Origin of the sequence: Acinetobacter sp. AOR12_HL (genome assembly GCF_027855275.1) — a bacterium.
Lineage (GTDB): Bacteria > Pseudomonadota > Gammaproteobacteria > Pseudomonadales > Moraxellaceae > Acinetobacter > Acinetobacter baumannii.
On record NZ_JAKTIJ010000015.1, the window covers coordinates 42178 to 63342 of the forward strand.

Here is a 21165-nt window from a genome sequence, read left to right on the forward strand (position 1 = left end):
AATAAGCGAGAAAACCATAAAAAGTATATGGTTTATTTAAGGAGTCTGTTTTGAGTAGTGATCATCGAATGCTCTCTCTCACCCCATGTGCAGGGCGTTGTTCAACAGTTTTTGGTGATCAGGTATGTCGTGGTTGTCGCCGCTTTAACCATGAAGTAATTCAATGGAATACCTATACGGCAGAGCAGCGTTTAGCTGTCTGGAAGCGTTTAGATGATCAATTGGATCAGATTTTGGTACCTATGTTGCCGCAGGCGAATCTACAGCATGTAGAAGGATTTATATTAGGTAAACGTGTCAGGTTAATGGAAGGGGCGAGTAAAGGGCGTAAACTCTACCATGCCTTAAAAATATGTGAAAAGAATAAGCATTTAGCTCATGAGAGTGGTTTGGGGATTTCAGAAGCGCAAGTTAAAGAAGTATGGACTGAGTTTGAAAGACGTATTTTAGCTTTGGCTAAAGCGAGTTATGAGTTGGCTTGGCTAAGAGCTGATGGGATTAGTCATCACTTATTAAATATGTTTGAAGAAGAATAACTTTTAAAAACTTATTTATAAAAAAAGCTGCCATTAGGCAGCTTTTTTACATTAATGTTCTTTCGAATATTAACGCTTGATGTCACGTTGCACTTCACCAGTGTAAAGCTGACGAGGACGACCAATTTTGTAAGGACCGCTGTGCATTTCTAACCAGTGACTGATCCAGCCAACTGTACGTGCAAGAGCGAAGATAACGGTAAACATTTCTGTTGGGATACCAATCGCTTTAAGGATGATACCAGAGTAGAAGTCTACGTTAGGGTAAAGTTTACGTTCAACAAAGTACGGGTCGTTCAATGCAATACGTTCAAGTTCCATAGCAAGCGCTAATTGAGGATCATTGATACCTAATGCTTCAAGAACTTCGTCACAAGTTTGCTTCATCACTTTAGCACGTGGATCGAAGTTTTTGTAAACGCGGTGACCGAAGCCCATAAGTTTAACTTCTTTGCGTTTAACTTTTTCCATGAACTCAGCAACATTTTCAACGCTACCGATTTCATCAAGCATTTTAAGAACTGCTTCGTTCGCACCACCGTGTGCAGGACCCCAAAGAGCAGAGATACCAGCAGAGATACACGCATATGGATTCGCACCAGTAGAACCAGCAAGACGAACTGTAGAAGTAGACGCGTTTTGTTCATGGTCAGCGTGAAGCGTAAAGATACGATCCATTGCACGTGCAAGAACAGGGTTTACTTTGTAGTCACGGTCTGCAGGAGTTGCAAACATCATGTGTAAGAAGTTTTCCGCGTAATTTAAGTCATTACGTGGATAGATGAATGGCTGACCTACAGTATATTTGTAGCTCCAAGCAGCAAGCGTTGGAATTTTAGCAATCAAACGAATCGCAGTAATTTCGCGGTGGTTGATGTCTTCAATGTCAAGGTTGTTGTGATAGAAAGCAGATAATGCGCCTACTACACCAACCATGATTGCCATAGGGTGAGCATCACGACGGAAACCATTGAAGAAACGGCTAACTTGATCATGAACCATAGTATGAGCACGAACTTTCGCATCGAACTCAACTTTTTGTTCAGCAGTTGGTAACTCGCCATTTAATAATAAATAACAAGTTTCAAGGTAGTCTGCTTGAGTCGCTAACTGGTCAATCGGGTAACCGCGGTGTAATAAAATACCTTTGTCACCATCGATAAATGTGATTTTAGACTCGCATGAAGCTGTCGCCATAAAACCAGGATCAAAAGTAAAGTGACCTGAGGCCAATACATCTTTAACGTCGATTACATCGGGACCTAATGTGCCACTGTAAATTGGTAATTCAATTTCTTTGCCATCAAGATGTAATACGGCTTTTTTGCCAGTTGCTTCAGACATTCAATAGATCTCCTGTCCTGGTGAATGATTATCTGACTCGAAATCCTAATTTTCTCATGTGCGAATCAGACGGTGTCAAAATTTGCTATAAGATTAGTGAGTACTGAAATTTTGTCAATTATACTTATGGATAAAAAATGACGTTCCCACAGAGAGTTAGTCATCAAGACCCGAGCAAAAAAAGTCAGTAAAATCACTGCATCGGGATGGTATCATAAGTCAATTCAAGAAGAACGTGCAGAAAAAAAATGAAGCGTGAGTACAATTGTAAGCAAATTTTTAAATAAAAATTAAGAATAGGGTAACGTTATAAAATGCCAATCCGATTAAAAAAATCATAAAACTCAGACTGTAATTTTAAATTGTGATTCAAAAATCGCCACATTATCACTATTTGATAATTCCAAAAGTTGTCTTTTTTTTAAGTTTAATTGTTTAAAAAATAGCTCATTGAACAGTCTAGAAAAAATTAAAACTCATTTTTTGTAAAAATAGTGATCATTGTTAACAGTCAAGTAGCACTTTATTTCTTTTGATATAAATACGGATAATCCCTCTTTATAGATAAAACCGAATAAAATTAGCAGGTAAGAAGTAGTTTTATTTATATTTTTGTCTTGAGTTGATGATTTATTAACTTTATCTTTAGTCTAAAATGCACTTATTTTAAATAAAACTGTAGAAAAGCAATTTTTTATAAAAGATGAGATTAAACAAGCACATGTTTTGTTTAATCTTAACTTCGGGATAGGAAAGGATGCTGTTTGGCTATGTGAATGATTCTTATTTGATGAGTTTTTGCGGAAAAGCCAAAGTCGATTGTTTGTATTTTGATATTTCGCGTTTTATAATTCAGTGTCGTTTATAGGTTAGGCATGAGCTGTGCTTGCCTAACAATGCCAGCTTTCCTTGGAATTAATTCAACAAACTCCGGTCGGAGTTTCTACCTACAGGATGCCCGCTGTGAAAAGCAACAGACCTGTCAATTTGTCCATGGGTCAGGTGTTAGCGGTAAATTTACGCTCACCCGTGGCTATTGCATCAATTTTACACCGTTTATCAGGTGTCATCGTTTTCTTATTAGTACCAGTTCTCTTATGGATTCTAGATAAATCATTATCTTCACCAGAAGGATTTGACTACGTTAAAAATGTCGTTTTTGGAAATATCCTCGTACGTTTTGTTGTGTGGGTATTTGTAGCCGGCTTGATTTTCCACTTTATTGCTGGGGTTAAGCATTTGCTTGCAGATCTAGGTTTTGCTGAAGAACTGCAAAGCGGTCGTATTGCAGCGACAATTTCATTGATCTTATCTGTGGTAGCCATTATCGCAGCCTTTGTATGGATTATGTTCTAATGAAAAGTGCTACAGGTTTAACAGGTTCAGGTTCTCGTGATTGGTTTATCCAGCGTGTAAGTGCTGTGGTATTGGCAGCTTATACTGTTGTTCTTTTTGGTTGGATCCTCTGCAAAGGCGGATTTGACTATCAACAATGGGCTGGCTTCATGATGACATTACCAATGAAGATTTTCTCTTTATTGGCAATTTTGTCGCTTATCGCACACGCATGGATTGGTATGTGGCAGGTTTTTACTGACTATGTCACTACTCGTCAAATGGGTCCTTCAGCGAAAGGTTTACGCCTTGTACTGACTACGGCTGTCATTATTGCAGTGTTTGTGTACGCAATCTGGGGTATCCAGATTTTCTGGGCGAATTGATAGGAAGATATCATGGGCGCGATAAACCCTAAAGAAGATTATTCAAATATTCAAAACCTCACTTTCGATGCTGTTATCGTTGGTGGTGGTGGTTCTGGTATGCGTGCATCTTACCAACTTGCTCAAGCAGGTTTGAAAGTTGCAGTACTTACTAAAGTTTTCCCAACACGTTCACATACAGTTGCTGCTCAGGGCGGTATTGGTGCGTCGTTAGGTAACATGCAAGAAGATAACTGGCATTTCCACTTTTACGATACAGTAAAAGGTTCTGACTGGTTAGGTGACCAAGACGCAATCGAGTTTATGTGTCGTGAGGCGCCAAAAGTTGTTTATGAACTTGAACACTTAGGTATGCCGTTTGACCGTAACGCTGATGGTACAATTTACCAACGTCCATTCGGTGGTCACTCTGCAAACTATGGTGATAAACCAGTTCCACGTGCTTGTGCTGCTGCTGACCGTACTGGTCACGCTTTATTGCACACGCTTTATCAAAGCAACGTGAAAATGGGTACTCAATTCTTCGTTGAGTGGATCGCTCTTGATTTGATCCGTAACGAAGCAGGTGATGTACTCGGTGTAACTGCAATTGACCAAGAAACTGGTAACATTGCAGTATTCCAAGCAAAAGCAACATTATTTGCAACTGGTGGTGCTGGTCGTGTTTATCGTGCATCAACAAATGCTTATATCAACACTGGTGACGGTCTTGGTATGGCTGCTCGTGCTGGTATTCCATTACAAGATATGGAATTCTGGCAATTCCACCCTACAGGTGTTGCGGGCGCAGGCGTATTGTTGACTGAAGGTTGTCGTGGTGAAGGTGCGATCCTTCGTAACAAAGACGGCGAACCATTCATGGAACGTTATGCGCCAACTTTAAAAGACTTGGCTCCGCGTGACTTCGTATCACGTTCTATGGACCAAGAAATTAAAGAAGGTCGTGGTTGTGGTCCAAAAGGTGATTATATCTTGCTTGATATGACTCACTTGGGTGCTGACACAATTATGAAGCGTTTACCATCTGTATTTGAGATTGGTAAAAAATTCGCAAACGTTGACATCACTAAAGAACCAATTCCAGTAGTACCAACAATCCATTATCAAATGGGTGGTATTCCTACGAATATGCATGGTCAAGTGTGCTTACCAGAGCCTGGTACAGACAACTACACTAAACCTGTAAAAGGTTTCTATGCAATCGGTGAGTGTTCATGCGTATCAGTACATGGTGCGAACCGTTTGGGTACTAACTCACTTCTTGACTTGGTTGTATTTGGTAAGGCTGCTGGTGAGCACATTATCGATTACGTAACTAAGCATCATGGTGATGAATATGCACCGCTTCCAACAAATGTATTAGAGCAAACTTTAGCTCGTGTACGTAAATTGGATGAATCAACTTCTGGCGAAAATGCTCAAGAAGTTGCTGATGCAATTCGTGATATCGTTCAAGACCACGCAGGTGTATTCCGTACTCAAGCATTGCTTGATAAAGGTGTTAAAGAGATTCTTGCTCTTGAACCACGCGTGCGTAACATTCACTTGAAAGATAAATCTAAAGTATTTAACACTGCACGTGTTGAAGCGCTTGAAGTTGAAAACTTATATGAAGTTGCAAAAGCTACATTAATTTCAGCTGCTGCGCGTAAAGAATGTCGTGGTGCGCATACGGTAGTTGATTATGAATTACCAGCTGATCACCCAACTTATTCATACGGTCGCCGTGATGATGAGTGGATGAAACACACTTTATGGTATTCATCAGATAACCGTTTGGAATATAAGCCAGTGCGCTTCAAGCCGTTAACTGTTGATCCAATTCCACCAGCACCACGTACATTCTAATCGGGAGTATAAAGATGAGTAGAGGTACTCGTACATTCGAAATCTACCGCTATGATCCTGATAAGGATAAAGCGCCGTACATGCAAACTTTCAAGCTTGAGTTGACTGATAAGCACCGTATGTTGCTTGATGCATTGCTTGCTTTGAAGGTTCAAGACGAAACGTTAACATTCCGTCGTTCTTGCCGTGAAGGTATTTGTGGTTCTGATGGTGTGAATATCAATGGTAAAAATGGTTTGGCTTGCTTGCAAAACCTTAACGATTTACCAGAGAAAATCGTAATTCGTCCATTACCTGGTTTGCCGGTTGTTAAAGATTTGGTTGTTGATATGAACCAATTCTATGATCAGTATGACAAAATTCAGCCATTCTTGATCAATAATCAACCTGCTCCACCTAAAGAGCGTTTGCAATCTCCTGAAGAGCGTGAACACTTAAATGGTTTGTATGAGTGTATTCTTTGTGCATGTTGTTCAACTTCATGCCCATCATTCTGGTGGAACCCTGATAAATTCTTGGGCCCTTCAGCGTTGTTGAATGCATATCGTTTTATTATCGACTCTCGTGATACTGCAACTGCAGAACGTTTGGCTCGTCTTGACGATCCGTTCAGTTTGTTCCGTTGTAAAGGTATTATGAACTGTGTGTCAGTATGTCCTAAAGGTTTGAATCCAACAAAAGCAATCGGTCATATCCGTAATATGTTGTTAGATCAAGCGGGTTAATTCTGCGCAAATAGAGAACGCACATCCTTGATGTGCGTTTTTTTTTAATTTTATAATACGTGTCTTATACTTTAGTCGGTAAAAGAGGGGTTTTTATATAAAGCACCATATATTAATAGATAAAATTGGATATGTATTTCGCCAATTTATAGATGGTATGTGTCAAAAAAATCAATCGTTCGTTAAGAACATGATACGATTTGCCACAAAGTTATAGGTGAAAAAAGCGTATACTAGTGAAATTAAATTAAGTGGCACGATCTTAGATCTGTGCTTAATTTTTATGGTTAAAGTCATTTTAGAAAAGTTAATTTTAAAGTTAATTTTTCTAAAAAGATTTGCAAAAAATTGCTCGGTTTTTTATCGAGTATAAGGTGAGTGATGATGCCATTGAGGGCGTTGTGATTCATTAATTACCTATGGAGTTTTCTCTCTAGGTAGTATGACGCCCCATGGTCTTGAAGACCTGTTGGGTAAGTAGTGTCATTTTTACCAATTTGACATTATGCATCATGGGTATGCTTAAAAGGCAGCCTGTAATATTTTTTGCAATAGGAAATGGGTCCACAAATGCAAGAAGTTGCTGACGCATTGCGTCTTGACACTGAACTTTCCGCTGATAGTGCAGCGTATATTGAAGAACTTTACGAGCAGTACCTGACTTCCCCAACCTCCGTCGCTGAGGACTGGCGCCAATATTTCGATAAATATCCAAAGGGTGACCAACCACACAGCGCTGTGCGTGAGCAATTCCTATTACTAGGACGTAATGCTAATCGTGTTCAACCTGTTGTACAAAGTACTGTAAGTACTGAACATGAGCGTCGTCAAATTGGCGTTTTACAACTCATTGCTGCTTATCGCAATCGCGGACATCAAAAAGCTAAGCTAGATCCGTTAGGTCTTGCTAAGCGTGAAGATATTCCTGATTTAGATCTTTCAGCACACGGTTTAACCAAATCAGATTTAGACACAGTATTCAACACAGGCAATCTTGAGATCGGTAAAAGCGAAGCAACGCTTGCTGAGATGATTGAAGCAATGGAAGCAATCTATTGTGGTTCGATCGGTGTTGAATATATGCATATCGTGGACACAAAAGAGAAACGTTGGATTCAACAACGTCTTGAAAGTGCCCGTGGTAAATTCAATTTCTCAAATGAACAAAAGAAAGGCTTCTTAGAGCGCTTAACTGCTGCTGAAGGCTTAGAAAAATATCTCGGTAATAAATACGTCGGCGCTAAACGTTTTGGTGTTGAAGGCGGCGAATCTTTTATTCCTATGGTAAATGAGATTATCCAGCGTGCTGGTGCCGTAGGTTGTAAAGAAGTTGTTATCGGTATGCCACACCGTGGTCGTTTGAACCTTCTTGTTAATATTATGGGTAAAAACCCTGCGGACTTATTTGGTGAGTTCGAAGGTAAAGCACTTCATAAGAAAGGTTCTGGTGACGTTAAATACCACCAAGGTTTCTCAAGTAATGTAATGACTCCAGGTGGTGAAGTTCACTTGGCATTGGCATTTAACCCATCTCACTTGGAAATCGTTGGCCCTGTAGTTGAAGGTTCTGTACGTGCGCGTCAAGTACGTCGTAGAGACATCGGCGGTGATGACGTATTACCAGTTATTGTTCATGGTGATGCTGCATTTGCAGGTCAGGGCGTGAACATGGAAACCTTCCAGATGTCACAAACTCGTGGCTATACGGTTGGTGGTACAGTTCATATTATTGTGAACAACCAAGTTGGTTTCACAACTTCTGATCCACGTGATGCGCGTTCGACAGAATACTGTACAGACGTTGCTAAAATGATTCAGGCTCCTATCTTCCATGTAAATGGTGATGATCCTGAAGCTGTTATCTTTGCTACTCAATTAGCACATGATTTCCGTCACGAATTCCGTAAAGATGTAGTCATCGATTTGTTCTGTTACCGTCGTCGCGGCCATAACGAAGCAGATGAGCCATCTGGTACACAACCATTGATGTATCAAGTGATTGCTAAGAAAGCAACTACTCGTACACTTTATGCTGATCAATTGGTACAAGAGAAAGTACTTGACCGTGCTGAAGCTGACCAAATGGTTGAAGATTATCGTGCTGATTTAGAAGCGGGTAATCATGTAGCGAATGCTTTGATTCTTGAACCGAACACTAAAATGTTTGTAGATTGGACTCCATATTTGGGCCATGAATATACAGACGATTGGGATACTTCATTTGACATAAACCGCCTTAAAGAATTAGGCGAGGGCATGAGCAAGCTTCCTGAAGGGTTTGTAATGCAGCGTCAGGTTCAAAAAGTAATTGAAGACCGCGTGAAAATGCAAACTGGTGAAACTCCATTGAACTGGGGTGCAGCAGAAACTTTAGCTTATGCAACTTTATTAGATGAAGACTATCTAGTTCGTATTACTGGTGAAGACGTGGGTCGTGGTACCTTCTCACACCGTCATGCAAAATTGCATAACCAAGTTGATGGTTCAACTTACATTCCTCTTTGCCATGTGAAAGAGAACCAACCACGTTTTGCGATTTACGACTCTCTTTTATCTGAAGAAGCAGTTCTTGCGTTCGAATATGGTTACGCAACTACAATTCCTAAGAGCTTGATTATTTGGGAAGCACAATTTGGTGACTTCGTAAACTGTGCTCAAGTTGTGATTGACCAGTTTATTGCTTCTGGTGAGACTAAGTGGGAGCGTGTTTGTGGTTTAACAATGTTGTTACCACACGGTTTCGAAGGTCAAGGTCCAGAGCACTCTTCAGCTCGTTTAGAACGTTTCTTACAGTTATGTGCTGAAGACAACATGCAAGTGATCACTCCAACGACACCTGCACAGATTTTCCATGCATTACGTCGTCAGGCTGTACGCCCAATTCGTAAGCCATTAATCGTAATGTCACCGAAATCTTTACTTCGTCATAAACTTGCGACTTCTACTTTAGAAGAGTTAGCACATGGTTCATTCCAAACTGTAATTGACGAAATCGATCAAATTAACAAGTCAGATGTAACTCGTCTTGTACTTTGTGGCGGTAAAGTTTATTACGACTTACTCGAAAAACGTCGTGAACAAAACTTAACTAATGTTGCAATTGTACGTATTGAACAGTTGTATCCATACCCAGAGCAACGTCTTGCGGAAATCTTGGCTGCTTATCCAAATGTGAAAGAACTCGTTTGGGCGCAAGAAGAGCCGAAGAACCAAGGTGCTTGGTTGTTTATCGCACCGCGTTTATATGACGATATCTTAAAATCTGGCAAACAAATCCGTATCAGTTTTGCAGGTCGTGAAGCTTCTGCTGCACCAGCTTGTGGCTCACCGTACTTGCATGCAAAACAACAAGCTCAGCTAATTAATGATGCATTGGCAATCGAAGCTGAACAATCAGGAGATTCTCAATAATGGCAACCGAAATTAAAGCACCGGTATTCCCAGAGTCTGTTGCAGATGGAACCATCGCAACTTGGCATAAAAAGGTGGGTGAACCTGTATCACGTGATGAAGTAATCTGTGATATTGAAACCGACAAAGTTGTTTTAGAAGTTGTTGCTCCTGCAGATGGTAGCTTGGTTGCAATCATTAAAGGTGAAGGCGATACAGTTCTTTCTGACGAAGTTATTGCTCAATTCGAAGCTGGTGCTGGCGCAGCGGCTGCTGCTCCTGCGGCAGTAGAACAAGCAGTTGCTCAGACTCAAGCTGGTGCTGCTCCTGTTGTTGAGCGTAACGAAACTGTATCTGATCAAGCTCCTGCAGTACGTAAAGCGTTAACTGAATCTGGCATTGCTGCTTCTGACGTACAAGGTACTGGTCGTGGTGGTCGTATCACTAAAGAAGATGTTGCGAACCATCAAGCTAAACCAGCTGCTAACGTTACTCCATTAAGCGTTGCTGTTGGCGAACGTATCGAAAAACGTGTTCCAATGACTCGTTTACGTAAACGTGTAGCTGAGCGTCTTCTTGCAGCTACTCAAGAAACAGCAATGTTAACTACATTTAACGAAGTTAACATGAAGCCAATCATGGAATTACGTAAGCAATATAAAGATGCTTTCGAAAAACGTCATGGTGCTCGTTTAGGCTTCATGTCATTCTTCGTTAAAGCAGCAACTGAAGCGCTTAAACGCTACCCAGCTGTAAATGCTTCAATTGATGGCGATGATATCGTTTATCACGGTTACTACGACATCGGTGTTGCAGTATCTTCTGATCGTGGTCTTGTTGTACCAGTATTACGTGATACTGACCGTATGAGCTATGCAGAAGTTGAAGCAGGTATTGCTGCTTACGCTGCTAAAGCACGTGATGGTAAATTATCTATCGAAGAAATGACTGGCGGTACTTTCACAATCACTAACGGTGGTACTTTCGGTTCATTACTTTCAACTCCAATTTTGAACCAGCCGCAAACTGGTATCTTGGGTATGCATAAAATCCAAGAACGTCCTATGGCGGTAAATGGTCAAGTTGAAATCTTGCCAATGATGTACTTAGCGCTTTCTTATGACCACCGTATGATCGATGGTAAAGAAGCTGTAGGTTTCTTGGTAGCAATCAAAGAATTGTTAGAAGAACCAGCTAAACTCATTCTTGATCTTTAATTTCTTCGAATAAATACCTACCAGGGTAGAGTAATCCTCTATCCTGGTTTATGGAGATAAAAATGTCTCAACAATTTGATCTTGTTGTCATTGGCGGTGGTCCTGGTGGTTATGAAGCTGCGATTCGCGCTGCTCAACTAGGCTTCAAAGTCGCTTGTATTGAAAAACGTATTCATAACGGTAAGCCTTCTTTAGGTGGTACTTGCTTAAACGTAGGTTGTATCCCTTCTAAAGCTTTGCTTGATTCTTCTCATCGTTATGAAGATACAGTGCATCATTTAGCTGATCACGGTATTACAACTGGTGAAGTGAATTTCGATCTTGCAAAACTTCTTGCTCGTAAAGACAAAATTGTTGACCAATTAACTGGCGGTATTGATCAATTGCTTAAAGGCAACGGTATCGAGTGGTTAAAAGGTACAGGTAAATTACTTGCTGGTAAAAAAGTTGAGTTTGTTCCACATGAAGGTGAAACTCAAATTTTAGAACCTAAATACGTAATTCTTGCGTCTGGTTCTGTGCCTGTAAATATTCCTGTAGCTCCTGTAGATCAAGATATTATTGTTGATTCAACTGGCGCATTAAACTTCCCTGAAGTACCTAAGCGTTTAGGTGTAATTGGTGCAGGTGTAATCGGTTTAGAACTTGGTTCAGTATGGCGTCGTCTTGGTGCAGAAGTTGTTGTATTTGAAGCAATGGATGCATTCTTGCCAATGGCTGATAAAGCACTTTCTAAGGAATATCAAAAAATCTTGACTAAACAAGGTTTAGATATCCGCATTGGTGCAAAAGTATCTGGTACTGAAGTAAACGGTCGTGAAGTGACTGTTAAATATACTCAAGCTGGTGAAGACAAAGAACAAACGTTTGATAAGTTAATCGTTTGTGTTGGCCGTAAAGCTTATGCGGAAGGTTTATTGGCTGAAGATTCAGGTATTAAATTAACTGAACGTGGTTTAGTTGAAGTAAATGATCACTGTGCAACTTCTGTAGAAGGTGTATATGCGATTGGTGACTTAGTACGCGGTCCAATGCTTGCTCATAAAGCAATGGAAGAGGGCGTAATGGCTGTTGAACGTATTCATGGTCATGCAGCTCAAGTAAACTATGACACAATCATTTCTGTTATCTATACACACCCTGAAGCGGCGTGGGTTGGTTTAACTGAAGAGCAAGCTAAAGAAAAAGGTCATGAAGTAAAAACTGGTCAATTCGGTTTTGCTGTAAATGGTCGTGCTTTAGCTGCTGGTGAAGGTGCAGGTTTTGTTAAGTTTGTTGCTGATGCAAAAACTGACCGTTTATTAGGTATGCATGTGATTGGGCCTGCGGCATCTGATATCGTTCACCAAGGTATGATCGCACTTGAATTTGTATCTTCTGTTGAAGATCTTCAGTTGATGACTTTTGGTCACCCAACATTCTCTGAAGTTGTTCATGAAGCTGCACTTGCTGTAGATGGTCGTGCAATTCACGCGATTCAACGTAAGCGTAAATAAAATAAAGAGCGGTTCTCCGCTCTTTTTCACATTCGATGGTGTGATTAAAAAATCATCAAGTTGATAGACGTAGACAGCAATTTGCTTATACAACATGAGAATGTTGCGCAAATTGAAGACAACAAACAAAGTTAAGTAGGTAACTAAATGAACTTACATGAGTATCAAGCTAAAGCGTTATTGAAAGAATATGGTATGCCGGTACAAGAAGGTATCTTGGCAACCAATGCAGACGAAGCAGTTGCTGCATTTGAACAGCTTGGTGGTAAATTCGCTGTAATGAAGGCGCAAGTTCATGCTGGTGGTCGTGGTAAGGCTGGTGGCGTTAAAGTTGCAAAATCTAAAGAAGATGTTATCGAATTTGCAAACAATATCATTGGTACTCGTCTTGTAACGTATCAAACAGATGCAAATGGTCAACCAGTAAACAGCATCATTGTTGCTGAAGACGTATATCCAGTTGAGCGTGAGCTTTACTTGGGCGCGGTTGTAGACCGTTCTAGCCGTCGTATTACTTTCATGGCTTCTACAGAAGGTGGTGTAGAAATCGAGAAAGTTGCGGAAGAAACTCCAGAAAAAATTATCAAAGTTGAAGTTGATCCATTAGTTGGTTTACAACCATTCCAAGCACGTGAAGTTGCGTTTGCTTTAGGTTTGAAAGACAAACAAATCGGTCAATTCGTGAAAATCATGACAGCTGCTTACCAAGCATTTGTTGAAAATGATTTCGCTTTATTTGAAATTAACCCACTTTCAGTTCGTGAAAATGGCGAAATTTTATGTGTAGATGCGAAAGTAGGTATCGACTCTAACGCGCTTTACCGTTTACCTAAAGTTGCTGCTTTACGTGATAAATCTCAAGAGAATGAGCGTGAGTTAAAAGCATCTGAATTTGATCTTAACTATGTTGCTTTAGAAGGTAACATTGGTTGTATGGTTAACGGTGCTGGTCTTGCAATGGCAACTATGGACATCATTAAACTTTATGGTGGTCAGCCTGCAAACTTCCTTGACGTTGGTGGCGGTGCAACTAAAGAGCGTGTAATTGAAGCGTTCAAAATCATTCTTGCTGACACGTCTGTACAAGGTGTTTTAATCAACATCTTCGGTGGTATCGTACGTTGTGACATGATTGCTGAAGCAATTATTGCAGCGGTTCAAGAAGTAAACGTAACTGTTCCAGTGGTTGTTCGTTTAGAAGGTAACAACGCTGAGTTAGGTGCGAAATTACTTGATGAATCTGGTTTGAAATTAATTTCTGCGAACGGTTTGTCTGATGCCGCAGAAAAAGTTGTAGCTGCAGTTAAAGCGTAAGGGGAGTATCAATCATGAGCGTATTAATTAATAAAGACACTAAAGTATTGGTACAAGGTTTTACTGGTAAAAACGGTACTTTCCACTCTGCACAAGCTTTAGACTACGGTACAAAAGTTGTTGGTGGTGTTACTCCAGGTAAAGGTGGTACAACTCACCTTGATTTACCAGTATTCAACACAATGAAAGAAGCTGTACGTGAAACAAATGCAGATGCATCTGTAATCTATGTACCAGCTCCATTCGTTTTAGACTCAATCGTTGAAGCGGTTGATTCAGGTGTTGGCCTAATCGTTGTGATCACTGAAGGTGTTCCAACAATCGACATGCTTAAAGCAAAACGTTATTTAGAAACTAACGGTAACGGTACTCGTTTAGTTGGTCCTAACTGCCCAGGCGTGATCACTCCGGGTGAATGTAAAATCGGTATTATGCCTGGTCACATCCACCAACCAGGTCGTATTGGTATCATCTCACGTTCAGGTACATTGACTTATGAAGCTGTTGCTCAAACAACTAAGCTTGGTTTAGGTCAGTCTACTTGTATCGGTATCGGTGGTGACCCGATCCCAGGTATGAACCAAATTGAAGCTCTTCAATTGTTCCAAGACGATCCAGATACTGATGCAATCATCATGATCGGTGAGATCGGTGGTACAGCGGAAGAAGAAGCTGCTGAATTCATCAAATCTAACGTGACTAAACCTGTAGTAGGTTACATCGCTGGTGTAACTGCGCCTAAAGGTAAGCGTATGGGTCACGCTGGTGCGATCATTTCTGGTGGTCAAGGTACTGCTGAAGAGAAATTCGCTGCATTTGAAAAAGCAGGTATGGCTTACACTCGTAGCCCAGCTGAGCTTGGTTCAACTATGTTGCAAGTATTAAAAGAGAAAGGTTTAGCTTAATTGCTTCCTTGAATCTTTAAAAAATACCGCATCTGAAAAATGGTGCGGTATTTTTTTGTATTATTGAAAAGTTAAATAAAATTGATATAAGGAATAATTTGGTTAAAAAAGACAAAAAAATACGCAATGATTGGGGTGATCACTGCGTAGAACAACGAATCTGTTAAAAACAGTTTCGGCTTAAGGAGAAATGTCGTGAGGTTCATATCAACCTACTCAAGTTATATTAGTGACGCATTCTTATTTGTTCATTAAGGTTCACGTTAATTAGTGTTACTTCACGTTAAAAGGGTAAAAGCGTGTGAATCATAATAAATATATAGAAATTCTAAAAAATTAAATTATTGAATCTAAATATAATTATAAAAAAAGCCCCGTAGGGCTTTTTCGATTTATATCTCTAATATAAAAATTAGAACTTAAATAAGCCTAATCCATCTTTAACTTCGTCCAAAGTCTGCTGAGTAATGATTCGACATTTATCAGTACCTTGGCGTAAAACATCCATAATGTAGTCAGGATCTTTAGCAAGTTCTTCACGACGTTCACGTATAGGTGTAATCAATTCTTTTAGTACACCTTCAAGACGTTTTTTAACTGTACCATCACCAAGACCACCACGGCGGTAGTGTGCTTTTAGCTCTTCAACTTCTTCTTTATTTGGATCAAATGCATCTAAATAAGTAAATACAATGTTTCCTTCAACTTGACCCGGATCTTCGATGCGAAGATGATTTGGATCGGTATACATCGCATTTACAGCTTTTTTAATGTCTTTGTCAGAAGCATTTAAAACAATGGTATTGCCTAATGACTTAGACATTTTCGCTTTACCATCAAAACCAGGTAAACGAGCCATATTAGAAAGCAATGCTTTACATTCAGGTAAAAGGTCTTGACCAATTTGACGGTTTACACGACGCACGATTTCGTTAGTTTGCTCAATCATTGGAATTTGATCTTCGCCTACTGGTACTACAGTCGCTTTAAAAGCCGTAATATCAGCTGCCTGTGCTACAGGGTAGCAAAGGAAACCGGCAGGAATATCACGTTCAAAACCACGCATTTGAATTTCAGATTTGATGGTTGGGTTACGCTCCAAACGAGCTACAGTTACAAAGTTAAGATATAACATTGTAAGCTCATTCAGTGCAGGCAAGCATGACTGTACACAAATTGTGGTTTTAGTTGGATCAATGCCTACCGCTAAATAGTCTAGAGCAACTTCTAAAATGTTACGGCGAACTTTATCTGGGTTGTCGGCATTGTCTGTTAACGCTTGTGCATCTGCTAATAAGAGATGTTGATGATGGCTATCCTGTAGACCTACACGAGAACGCAAAGAACCGACAAAATGCCCGAGGTGAAGTTGTCCGGTTGGGCGGTCGCCTGTCAAAATAATTGGACGCTGATCAACATTACTCATTATTTATTCCACTATGGTATTGGCTTAATCAGGGATAATAAGCCCTGCAATATAAAAGATTGGCATTATTGTACGGGAAATAAAATTTTTTCGTCAGCAATTGGGTAAACTTTTCTTAAAATAATATTGTGAATTTATTCAGTAAAATTACAAAAATTGAAAAAAATCATCTTACAATAGTTTAATAAATACAAACCTGGATAAGAAATGGCAAGTGGCTTACTTTTACTACTAGATGATATTGCAACAATTTTAGATGACGTCGCCTTAATGAGCAAAATGGCAGCAAAAAAAACTGCTGGTGTTTTAGGTGATGATTTGGCTTTAAATGCACAACAGGTTACAGGTGTCCGTGCTGATCGTGAATTACCGATTGTGTGGAAAGTTGCTAAAGGCTCCTTTGTTAATAAGCTCATTTTAGTTCCTCTAGCTTTATTAATTAGCGTGATTGCTCCTTGGTTGATTAATCCTTTATTAATGCTTGGCGGGTTATTCTTATGTTATGAGGGTGTTGAAAAAGTTCTTCATACCATTACACATAAAAAAGCCTCAACCTCAGAAGAAGCACAAAAAGAGTTTGATAGTGAAGAGTTAGACTTGGCAACTTTTGAAAAAGATAAAGTGAAAGGAGCTATTCGTACAGACTTTATTTTGTCAGCTGAAATTGTGGTTATTTCTTTAGGTACTGTGGCAACTGCAACTTTAATGACTAAAGTTAGTGTCCTCAGCATTATTGCAGTTGTGATGACGATCGGCGTTTATGGTTTGGTTGGCATGATTGTTAAGATTGATGACTTGGGTCTATATTTAACAAAACAGGCTGCTTCTTTTAAACAAACTATTGGTCGCGGGCTGCTTGCATTTGCGCCACTTTTAATGAAGTTATTGTCTATCGTCGGCACTATTGCGATGTTTTTGGTAGGTGGAGGGATTATTAATCATACGATTCCTTTACTCCATCATGTTACTGAAAATACAGTTGATCATGTGGAAACTATACCTGCTGTAGGCAACATCATTGGTGCTTTAACCCCAACGCTTATTAACTTTGCAATAGGAATTGTTGCTGGTGCAATAGTATTGCTTGTTGTTAGCTTGATACAAAAAATGTGGCCAAAAGCTTCTAGTTAATCAGGCCATCTACAAAGAAGAGGGAAATTATGCGTTGGAGAGATCGTCGAGTCAGTACCAATGTTGAAGACCGTCGAGGCGGAGGCGGTGTTAGGGCAGGTGGTATTAGTATTATTGGTTTGGTTGTGGCATTTGTTGCATGGAAATTTTTTGGCGTTGACCCCCAACAAGCATATCAGGCAACGCAGCAGGTTACTGCTTCGCAACAATCAAATGCAACTGCACCCGAAAGTTTAACAGCCGAGCAAAAGGAAGCTTCTGATTTTGTTGGAACAGTATTAGCCGATACAGAGGATACGTGGACACCTATTTTTAAACAGTTAGGTAAAACTTATACGCCACCAAAATTAGTCTTGTTTAGTGGGATGATTCAGTCAGGCTGTGGTACAGCTCAGTCTGCAATGGGTCCCTTTTATTGCCCAGCAGATCAGAAGGTTTATATTGATACAGAATTCTTCAAAGATATGCGTGAGCAGATGGGAATATCTGGCGAACAAAATCAGACAGAATTATCGAGACAAGATCAGGCAGGGGACTTTGCCCAAGCTTATGTAGTTGCCCATGAAGTAGGACATCATGTTCAAACTTTGCTTGGTATCTCATCTCAAGTACAACAGGCTCGTGCACAAGTCAGTCAAAGAGAAGGTAATCAGTTATCTGTACGTCAAGAATTACAAGCTGACTGTTTAGCGGGTATCTGGGCCAATCATAATCAACAGCGTACTCAGTTTTTAGAGCAGGGAGACGTTGAGGAAGCAATGGATGCCGCGCAAAAAATTGGAGATGACTACTTACAAAAACGGGCAACTGGACAGGTCGTTCCGGATAGCTTTACTCATGGTAGTAGTGAACAGCGAATGCACTGGTTCCAAGTCGGTTTAAAAACTGGTGATATTAGCCAATGCGATACTTTTAATAATTCTATCTAAATCTATAAATAAGATGAGTTTACAAGGTGTTTAAGTAGGCTCATCTTTTTAATCATCCCTCCAACATAATTAATGTTAAGAAATTTAACTAATTGATAGAATGATTAACGTAATTCGTTAAACTTGTATTCCAACTTTTTAATTGCTTGGGCACACATGAGGTGCCTATTTTCTCGTTCTGTTCAGTTCTGCTGTCTAGATTTTTTATTTGGTCATTGACCCAGAAGAAGGGTGTTCATGGGTAATTTTTTCTTATTACAAGCATTTACGGTTGTATTTGCCTTATCAATTGCGACCACCATATTTAATAAGCGTATTTTGGGCTTTCCTCAGGCTATCGGCGTACCACTTGTTTCTGCGATTTTTGTCTTCATTTTGCAATGGGGAGCCAGTCTTTTAAATGGTAATCAATTCATTACTATCAATATTCATAATATTGAGGAAGCAGTACGTCACATCGATTTCTATGATTTTTTAATTAATGGCGTTATTTGCTTTATTCTGACATCTTCAGCACTTAAATTTAAAATTTCAGATCTAAGAAGCTATTGGAAACAGATTAGTATTTTGGCCACTATTGCCTTGGTAATCTGCGCTGTATTGTTTGGTAGCTTACTTTACGGTTTCCAATTGTTAGTTGGGCATCATGTACCAATTTTGGTTCTTCTATTATTAGGTGCAGCATTAGGTGCAACAGACCCGATCGGTATTAAAGGTGTTTTAAGTTCAATTCGTGCTCCTCATCATCTCATTGTTAAATTAGAAGGAGAATCTTTATTTAACGATGCGATGTGTATTGCCTTATTTATGACATTACTGAATGTTTTACAGGGTGAACATTTTTCATTGGTTGCGACATTAGAAGCTTTGCTTTATGAAATTGTGGTTGCTGTTGGTATTGGGTGGGCATTTGGGATAGGTACTTTACGCTTATTGCGTGGTAAACACGAAATGGAATCCCTGATTTTAACAACTGCATTACTTGCAAGTGGAGCATATTTGGTGGCTCTATTCGCCCATGCATCCGCACCGATTGCCTGCGTAATTGGTGGTTTAATCGTCGGCAATAAATGGAAAGAAATTCGCGAAGAGCGTGAGATCAGAGAGGTTAACCATTTTTGGCATACAGTAGAAGGGATTATCAATTCATTCTTATTTACCTTAATTGGCCTTGAGTTATTTATTCTTGACTTAAACTTTAGCCTGATTTTAGGTGGAATAGTTGCTTTCTTTATTCTGCATATTTCTCGTTTTGCTGCCAACTTTATGTCTTTTGCTTTCTTCCCAACAATGCGTAAGACCAAAAGTTACAATGGTAGTTTAACTATTTTATCTTGGGGTGGTGTTCGAGGAGGGATTTCACTCGCTTTAATTTTGGCGGTCGCGAATATTCCGGCGCTGAGTCCTTATAGTAGTATTCTGATTGGATATACCTTTATTAGCGTATTGTTATCTGGTGTAGTGTGTGGACTTGGCCTTCCTGCGGTAATGAATGCGTTTTATTACAATCCTAATGAAGAAACGGAAGGGCTTAAAGGCTTTTATCAAAAGCTATGCCATAAAATGAATCGCCGTGGCTTTCAATATATAGTTGGAGAAGATGCATTAGGAAGAGAAACAATTACTATCTTTAACCCAGATGTTATTGTTGATCAAAAAACAGAAGACGGGATCGCAACCATGCATGATCCAAATAAGTTACAAGAAGTAAAACGTTTTGAAAGTCCCGATAATTTCTAAAGGTAAATAAAAAATAATTTTTATTTGAATATAAAAATGAGGCTTTAGTGTAATAGTAAAATATTATCTAAGGCCATTTTTTTTATATATATCATTATTAATATATTTTATTTTGTTGAGATATTAAAACTTGTTATATGAAAATTTAAATTAAAATAATTTTTAATGAATGTTCAATATTGAAAAATTAATTTTCTTTTACATATAAAAAAGTTAATAAGCTTTTTGTATAGATTATAAGTAGAAAAATCAGATTTTTATTTATATAAAATTTGTATTAGTTAATTTTTTTTCTTTAAGGGCTTTAGTATTTATTTTTTTTATTTTAAAGTGATTAACGTAAAAATGATCACATTACTTAATGTTTTTTAAGTTGTAGATCAAAAAACATGAAAACATTAAGTAAAAAGAATTATACATAAAATCATTTAAATCAATAATATAAAGGAATGTAGATATGCCTGAGATACAAATTATTGCTAAGGATAATCATAAGACCTTGGTAACCACAGAGGGAACTTCTGCAAAACTTTCAGAAGCGTCAGTTGTATTGGTGAAAGTGGCTGCCAGTGATGTATTGGTAGTGAATAGGGAGGGTACCAATGCAGTCATACGTCTGAAAAATGGCGAGACCATTGTTATTGAAGGTTTCTTTAGCGGAACAGCCGAGCCTAAAGATAACAGTCTGGTTTTCCAAGATGAAAATGGACAGTTGATTTGGGCAAAATTCAAAGATGCTGAAAATGATGCAGATGCTGATAGTGACGCAGATGCAGATGCTGACAGTGATGTGGAACCACAAGCACTTTTAGGTGAGGATTTACCAGCAGCTCTACCAGCAGAAGCTCCACAAGAGTTGGTATCTGATGTTATTTACCAGCCTATTTCTTCAATTGAACCTTTACTTTATCATGATGCAGGCGTGAACCCATGGTTATGGGCTGCTATTCCACTAGTTGCGGGCGGTATTATCGCCGCAGCATCAAATCATGATAGTAATGATGATTCTTCAACACCAACAGATACTACACCACCAGCTACTCCTTCTGTACCGAGTGGTTATCTGGACAATGTTGGACCTGATCAAGGAATCAAGGGGTCAGGAAGCAGCACAGATGATACGACACCAGGTGTTGTGATTTCTGCACCGGGTGCAGGTGAGACTCCGACCTTGTATGTTGATGGTGAGAAGGTAGCTGCAAGCTATGATCCTGTAACCGGTACACTAACGCCTACCACTCCGCTGGCAGATGGTTCACATCAACTGACTTATACGTTGACTGATGCAGCAGGTAATGAAAGTGCACAGAGCCCAGCAATAACAGTTACTGTAGATACATTAGCACCGGCTACTCCTTCTGTACCGAGTGGTTATCTGGACAATGTTGGACCTGATCAAGGAATCAAGGGGTCAGGAAGCAGCACAGATGATACGACACCAGG

At 39.5% G+C, this 21165-nt stretch carries 16 protein-coding genes and 1 pseudogene; 15 read left to right on the plus strand and 2 right to left on the minus strand.

Annotated elements, in window-relative coordinates; genetic code table 11:
* Positions 1 to 50 precede the first annotated feature (50 nt).
* Positions 51 to 536, plus strand: coding sequence for a DUF1289 domain-containing protein (locus MKL36_RS06375; RefSeq protein ID WP_001981983.1), 486 nt, complete (start codon positions 51 to 53; stop codon positions 534 to 536).
* A 69-nt stretch (positions 537 to 605) separates the two neighbouring features.
* Here the strand turns inward: MKL36_RS06375 and gltA are convergent, their stop codons facing one another.
* On the minus strand, positions 606 to 1880 hold the full coding sequence (gltA, locus tag MKL36_RS06380) for a citrate synthase (RefSeq protein ID WP_001287579.1): 1275 nt from the start codon (positions 1878 to 1880) through the stop codon (positions 606 to 608).
* A gap of 954 nt (positions 1881 to 2834) precedes the next feature.
* Here gltA and sdhC point away from each other — a divergent pair.
* From sdhC to sucD, 10 genes and pseudogenes are all read left to right on the plus strand, one after another.
* Positions 2835 to 3236, plus strand: coding sequence for a succinate dehydrogenase, cytochrome b556 subunit (gene sdhC, locus MKL36_RS06385; protein ID WP_001984863.1), 402 nt, complete (start codon positions 2835 to 2837; stop codon positions 3234 to 3236).
* Positions 3236 to 3601 carry a succinate dehydrogenase, hydrophobic membrane anchor protein gene (gene sdhD / locus MKL36_RS06390; RefSeq protein ID WP_000833672.1) on the plus strand — a complete coding sequence of 122 codons (366 nt, stop codon included), beginning with the start codon at positions 3236 to 3238 and terminating at the stop codon, positions 3599 to 3601. The genes sdhC and sdhD overlap by 1 nt, the downstream gene beginning before the upstream one ends.
* A gap of 12 nt (positions 3602 to 3613) precedes the next feature.
* Positions 3614 to 5449, plus strand: coding sequence for a succinate dehydrogenase flavoprotein subunit (sdhA, locus tag MKL36_RS06395; protein ID WP_000500957.1), 1836 nt, complete (start codon positions 3614 to 3616; stop codon positions 5447 to 5449).
* A 14-nt stretch (positions 5450 to 5463) separates the two neighbouring features.
* Complete coding sequence (locus MKL36_RS06400) at positions 5464 to 6174, plus strand: succinate dehydrogenase iron-sulfur subunit (RefSeq protein WP_000086385.1); 711 nt, start codon at positions 5464 to 5466, stop codon at positions 6172 to 6174.
* A 283-nt stretch (positions 6175 to 6457) separates the two neighbouring features.
* A pseudogene (locus MKL36_RS06405) lies at positions 6458 to 6587 on the plus strand (hypothetical protein).
* A gap of 157 nt (positions 6588 to 6744) precedes the next feature.
* Positions 6745 to 9585, plus strand: coding sequence for a 2-oxoglutarate dehydrogenase E1 component (locus MKL36_RS06415; RefSeq protein WP_001984866.1), 2841 nt, complete (start codon positions 6745 to 6747; stop codon positions 9583 to 9585).
* Positions 9585 to 10781 (plus strand): 2-oxoglutarate dehydrogenase complex dihydrolipoyllysine-residue succinyltransferase, encoded by a 1197-nt coding sequence (gene odhB / locus MKL36_RS06420; RefSeq protein ID WP_000179879.1) that lies wholly within the window; start codon positions 9585 to 9587, stop codon positions 10779 to 10781. Before MKL36_RS06415 ends, odhB begins: the two co-directional genes overlap by 1 nt.
* A 62-nt stretch (positions 10782 to 10843) precedes the next feature.
* Entirely contained in the window at positions 10844 to 12277 is a 1434-nt protein-coding gene (gene lpdA / locus MKL36_RS06425; protein ID WP_000082610.1) for a dihydrolipoyl dehydrogenase, read from the plus strand.
* Positions 12278 to 12424: 147 nt separating this feature from the next.
* Positions 12425 to 13591 (plus strand): ADP-forming succinate--CoA ligase subunit beta, encoded by a 1167-nt coding sequence (gene sucC, locus MKL36_RS06430; protein WP_001048573.1) that lies wholly within the window; start codon positions 12425 to 12427, stop codon positions 13589 to 13591.
* A gap of 14 nt (positions 13592 to 13605) precedes the next feature.
* Positions 13606 to 14496: a succinate--CoA ligase subunit alpha gene (gene sucD / locus MKL36_RS06435; protein ID WP_000114637.1), complete on the plus strand. Its 891-nt coding sequence runs from the start codon at positions 13606 to 13608 to the stop codon at positions 14494 to 14496.
* Positions 14497 to 14908: 412 nt separating this feature from the next.
* Here the strand turns inward: sucD and trpS are convergent, their stop codons facing one another.
* Positions 14909 to 15922: a tryptophan--tRNA ligase gene (gene trpS / locus MKL36_RS06440; RefSeq protein ID WP_000072941.1), complete on the minus strand. Its 1014-nt coding sequence runs from the start codon at positions 15920 to 15922 to the stop codon at positions 14909 to 14911.
* A gap of 207 nt (positions 15923 to 16129) precedes the next feature.
* Here trpS and MKL36_RS06445 point away from each other — a divergent pair, with 207 nt between their 5' ends.
* The 4 genes from MKL36_RS06445 to MKL36_RS06460 all read left to right on the plus strand — a co-directional run.
* Entirely contained in the window at positions 16130 to 17053 is a 924-nt protein-coding gene (locus tag MKL36_RS06445; RefSeq protein ID WP_000146247.1) for a DUF808 domain-containing protein, read from the plus strand.
* Between the two features lie 29 nt (positions 17054 to 17082).
* Positions 17083 to 17982 (plus strand): KPN_02809 family neutral zinc metallopeptidase, encoded by a 900-nt coding sequence (gene ypfJ, locus MKL36_RS06450; RefSeq protein WP_001267655.1) that lies wholly within the window; start codon positions 17083 to 17085, stop codon positions 17980 to 17982.
* A 237-nt stretch (positions 17983 to 18219) separates the two neighbouring features.
* Complete coding sequence (locus MKL36_RS06455; protein WP_000526259.1) at positions 18220 to 19722, plus strand: cation:proton antiporter; 1503 nt, start codon at positions 18220 to 18222, stop codon at positions 19720 to 19722.
* A gap of 457 nt (positions 19723 to 20179) precedes the next feature.
* On the plus strand, positions 20180 to 21165 hold a 986-nt coding region (locus MKL36_RS06460; protein ID WP_270908988.1), incomplete at its 3' end, for a BapA/Bap/LapF family prefix-like domain-containing protein.

Bases quoted from the DNA above. Each gene is read 5' to 3' on its own strand.
- sdhC (WP_001984863.1), top strand. From the start codon at position 2,835: ATGCCCGCTGTGAAAAGCAACAGACCTGTCAATTTGTCCATGGGTCAG.
- sucC (WP_001048573.1), top strand. From the start codon at position 12,425: ATGAACTTACATGAGTATCAAGCTAAAGCGTTATTGAAAGAATATGGT.
- MKL36_RS06415 (WP_001984866.1), top strand. From the start codon at position 6,745: ATGCAAGAAGTTGCTGACGCATTGCGTCTTGACACTGAACTTTCCGCT.
- odhB (WP_000179879.1), top strand. From the start codon at position 9,585: ATGGCAACCGAAATTAAAGCACCGGTATTCCCAGAGTCTGTTGCAGAT.
- lpdA (WP_000082610.1), top strand. From the start codon at position 10,844: ATGTCTCAACAATTTGATCTTGTTGTCATTGGCGGTGGTCCTGGTGGT.
- sucD (WP_000114637.1), top strand. From the start codon at position 13,606: ATGAGCGTATTAATTAATAAAGACACTAAAGTATTGGTACAAGGTTTT.
- trpS (WP_000072941.1), bottom strand. From the start codon at position 15,922: ATGAGTAATGTTGATCAGCGTCCAATTATTTTGACAGGCGACCGCCCA.
- sdhD (WP_000833672.1), top strand. From the start codon at position 3,236: ATGAAAAGTGCTACAGGTTTAACAGGTTCAGGTTCTCGTGATTGGTTT.
- sdhA (WP_000500957.1), top strand. From the start codon at position 3,614: ATGGGCGCGATAAACCCTAAAGAAGATTATTCAAATATTCAAAACCTC.
- MKL36_RS06445 (WP_000146247.1), top strand. From the start codon at position 16,130: ATGGCAAGTGGCTTACTTTTACTACTAGATGATATTGCAACAATTTTA.
- gltA (WP_001287579.1), bottom strand. From the start codon at position 1,880: ATGTCTGAAGCAACTGGCAAAAAAGCCGTATTACATCTTGATGGCAAA.
- ypfJ (WP_001267655.1), top strand. From the start codon at position 17,083: ATGCGTTGGAGAGATCGTCGAGTCAGTACCAATGTTGAAGACCGTCGA.
- MKL36_RS06455 (WP_000526259.1), top strand. From the start codon at position 18,220: ATGGGTAATTTTTTCTTATTACAAGCATTTACGGTTGTATTTGCCTTA.
- MKL36_RS06400 (WP_000086385.1), top strand. From the start codon at position 5,464: ATGAGTAGAGGTACTCGTACATTCGAAATCTACCGCTATGATCCTGAT.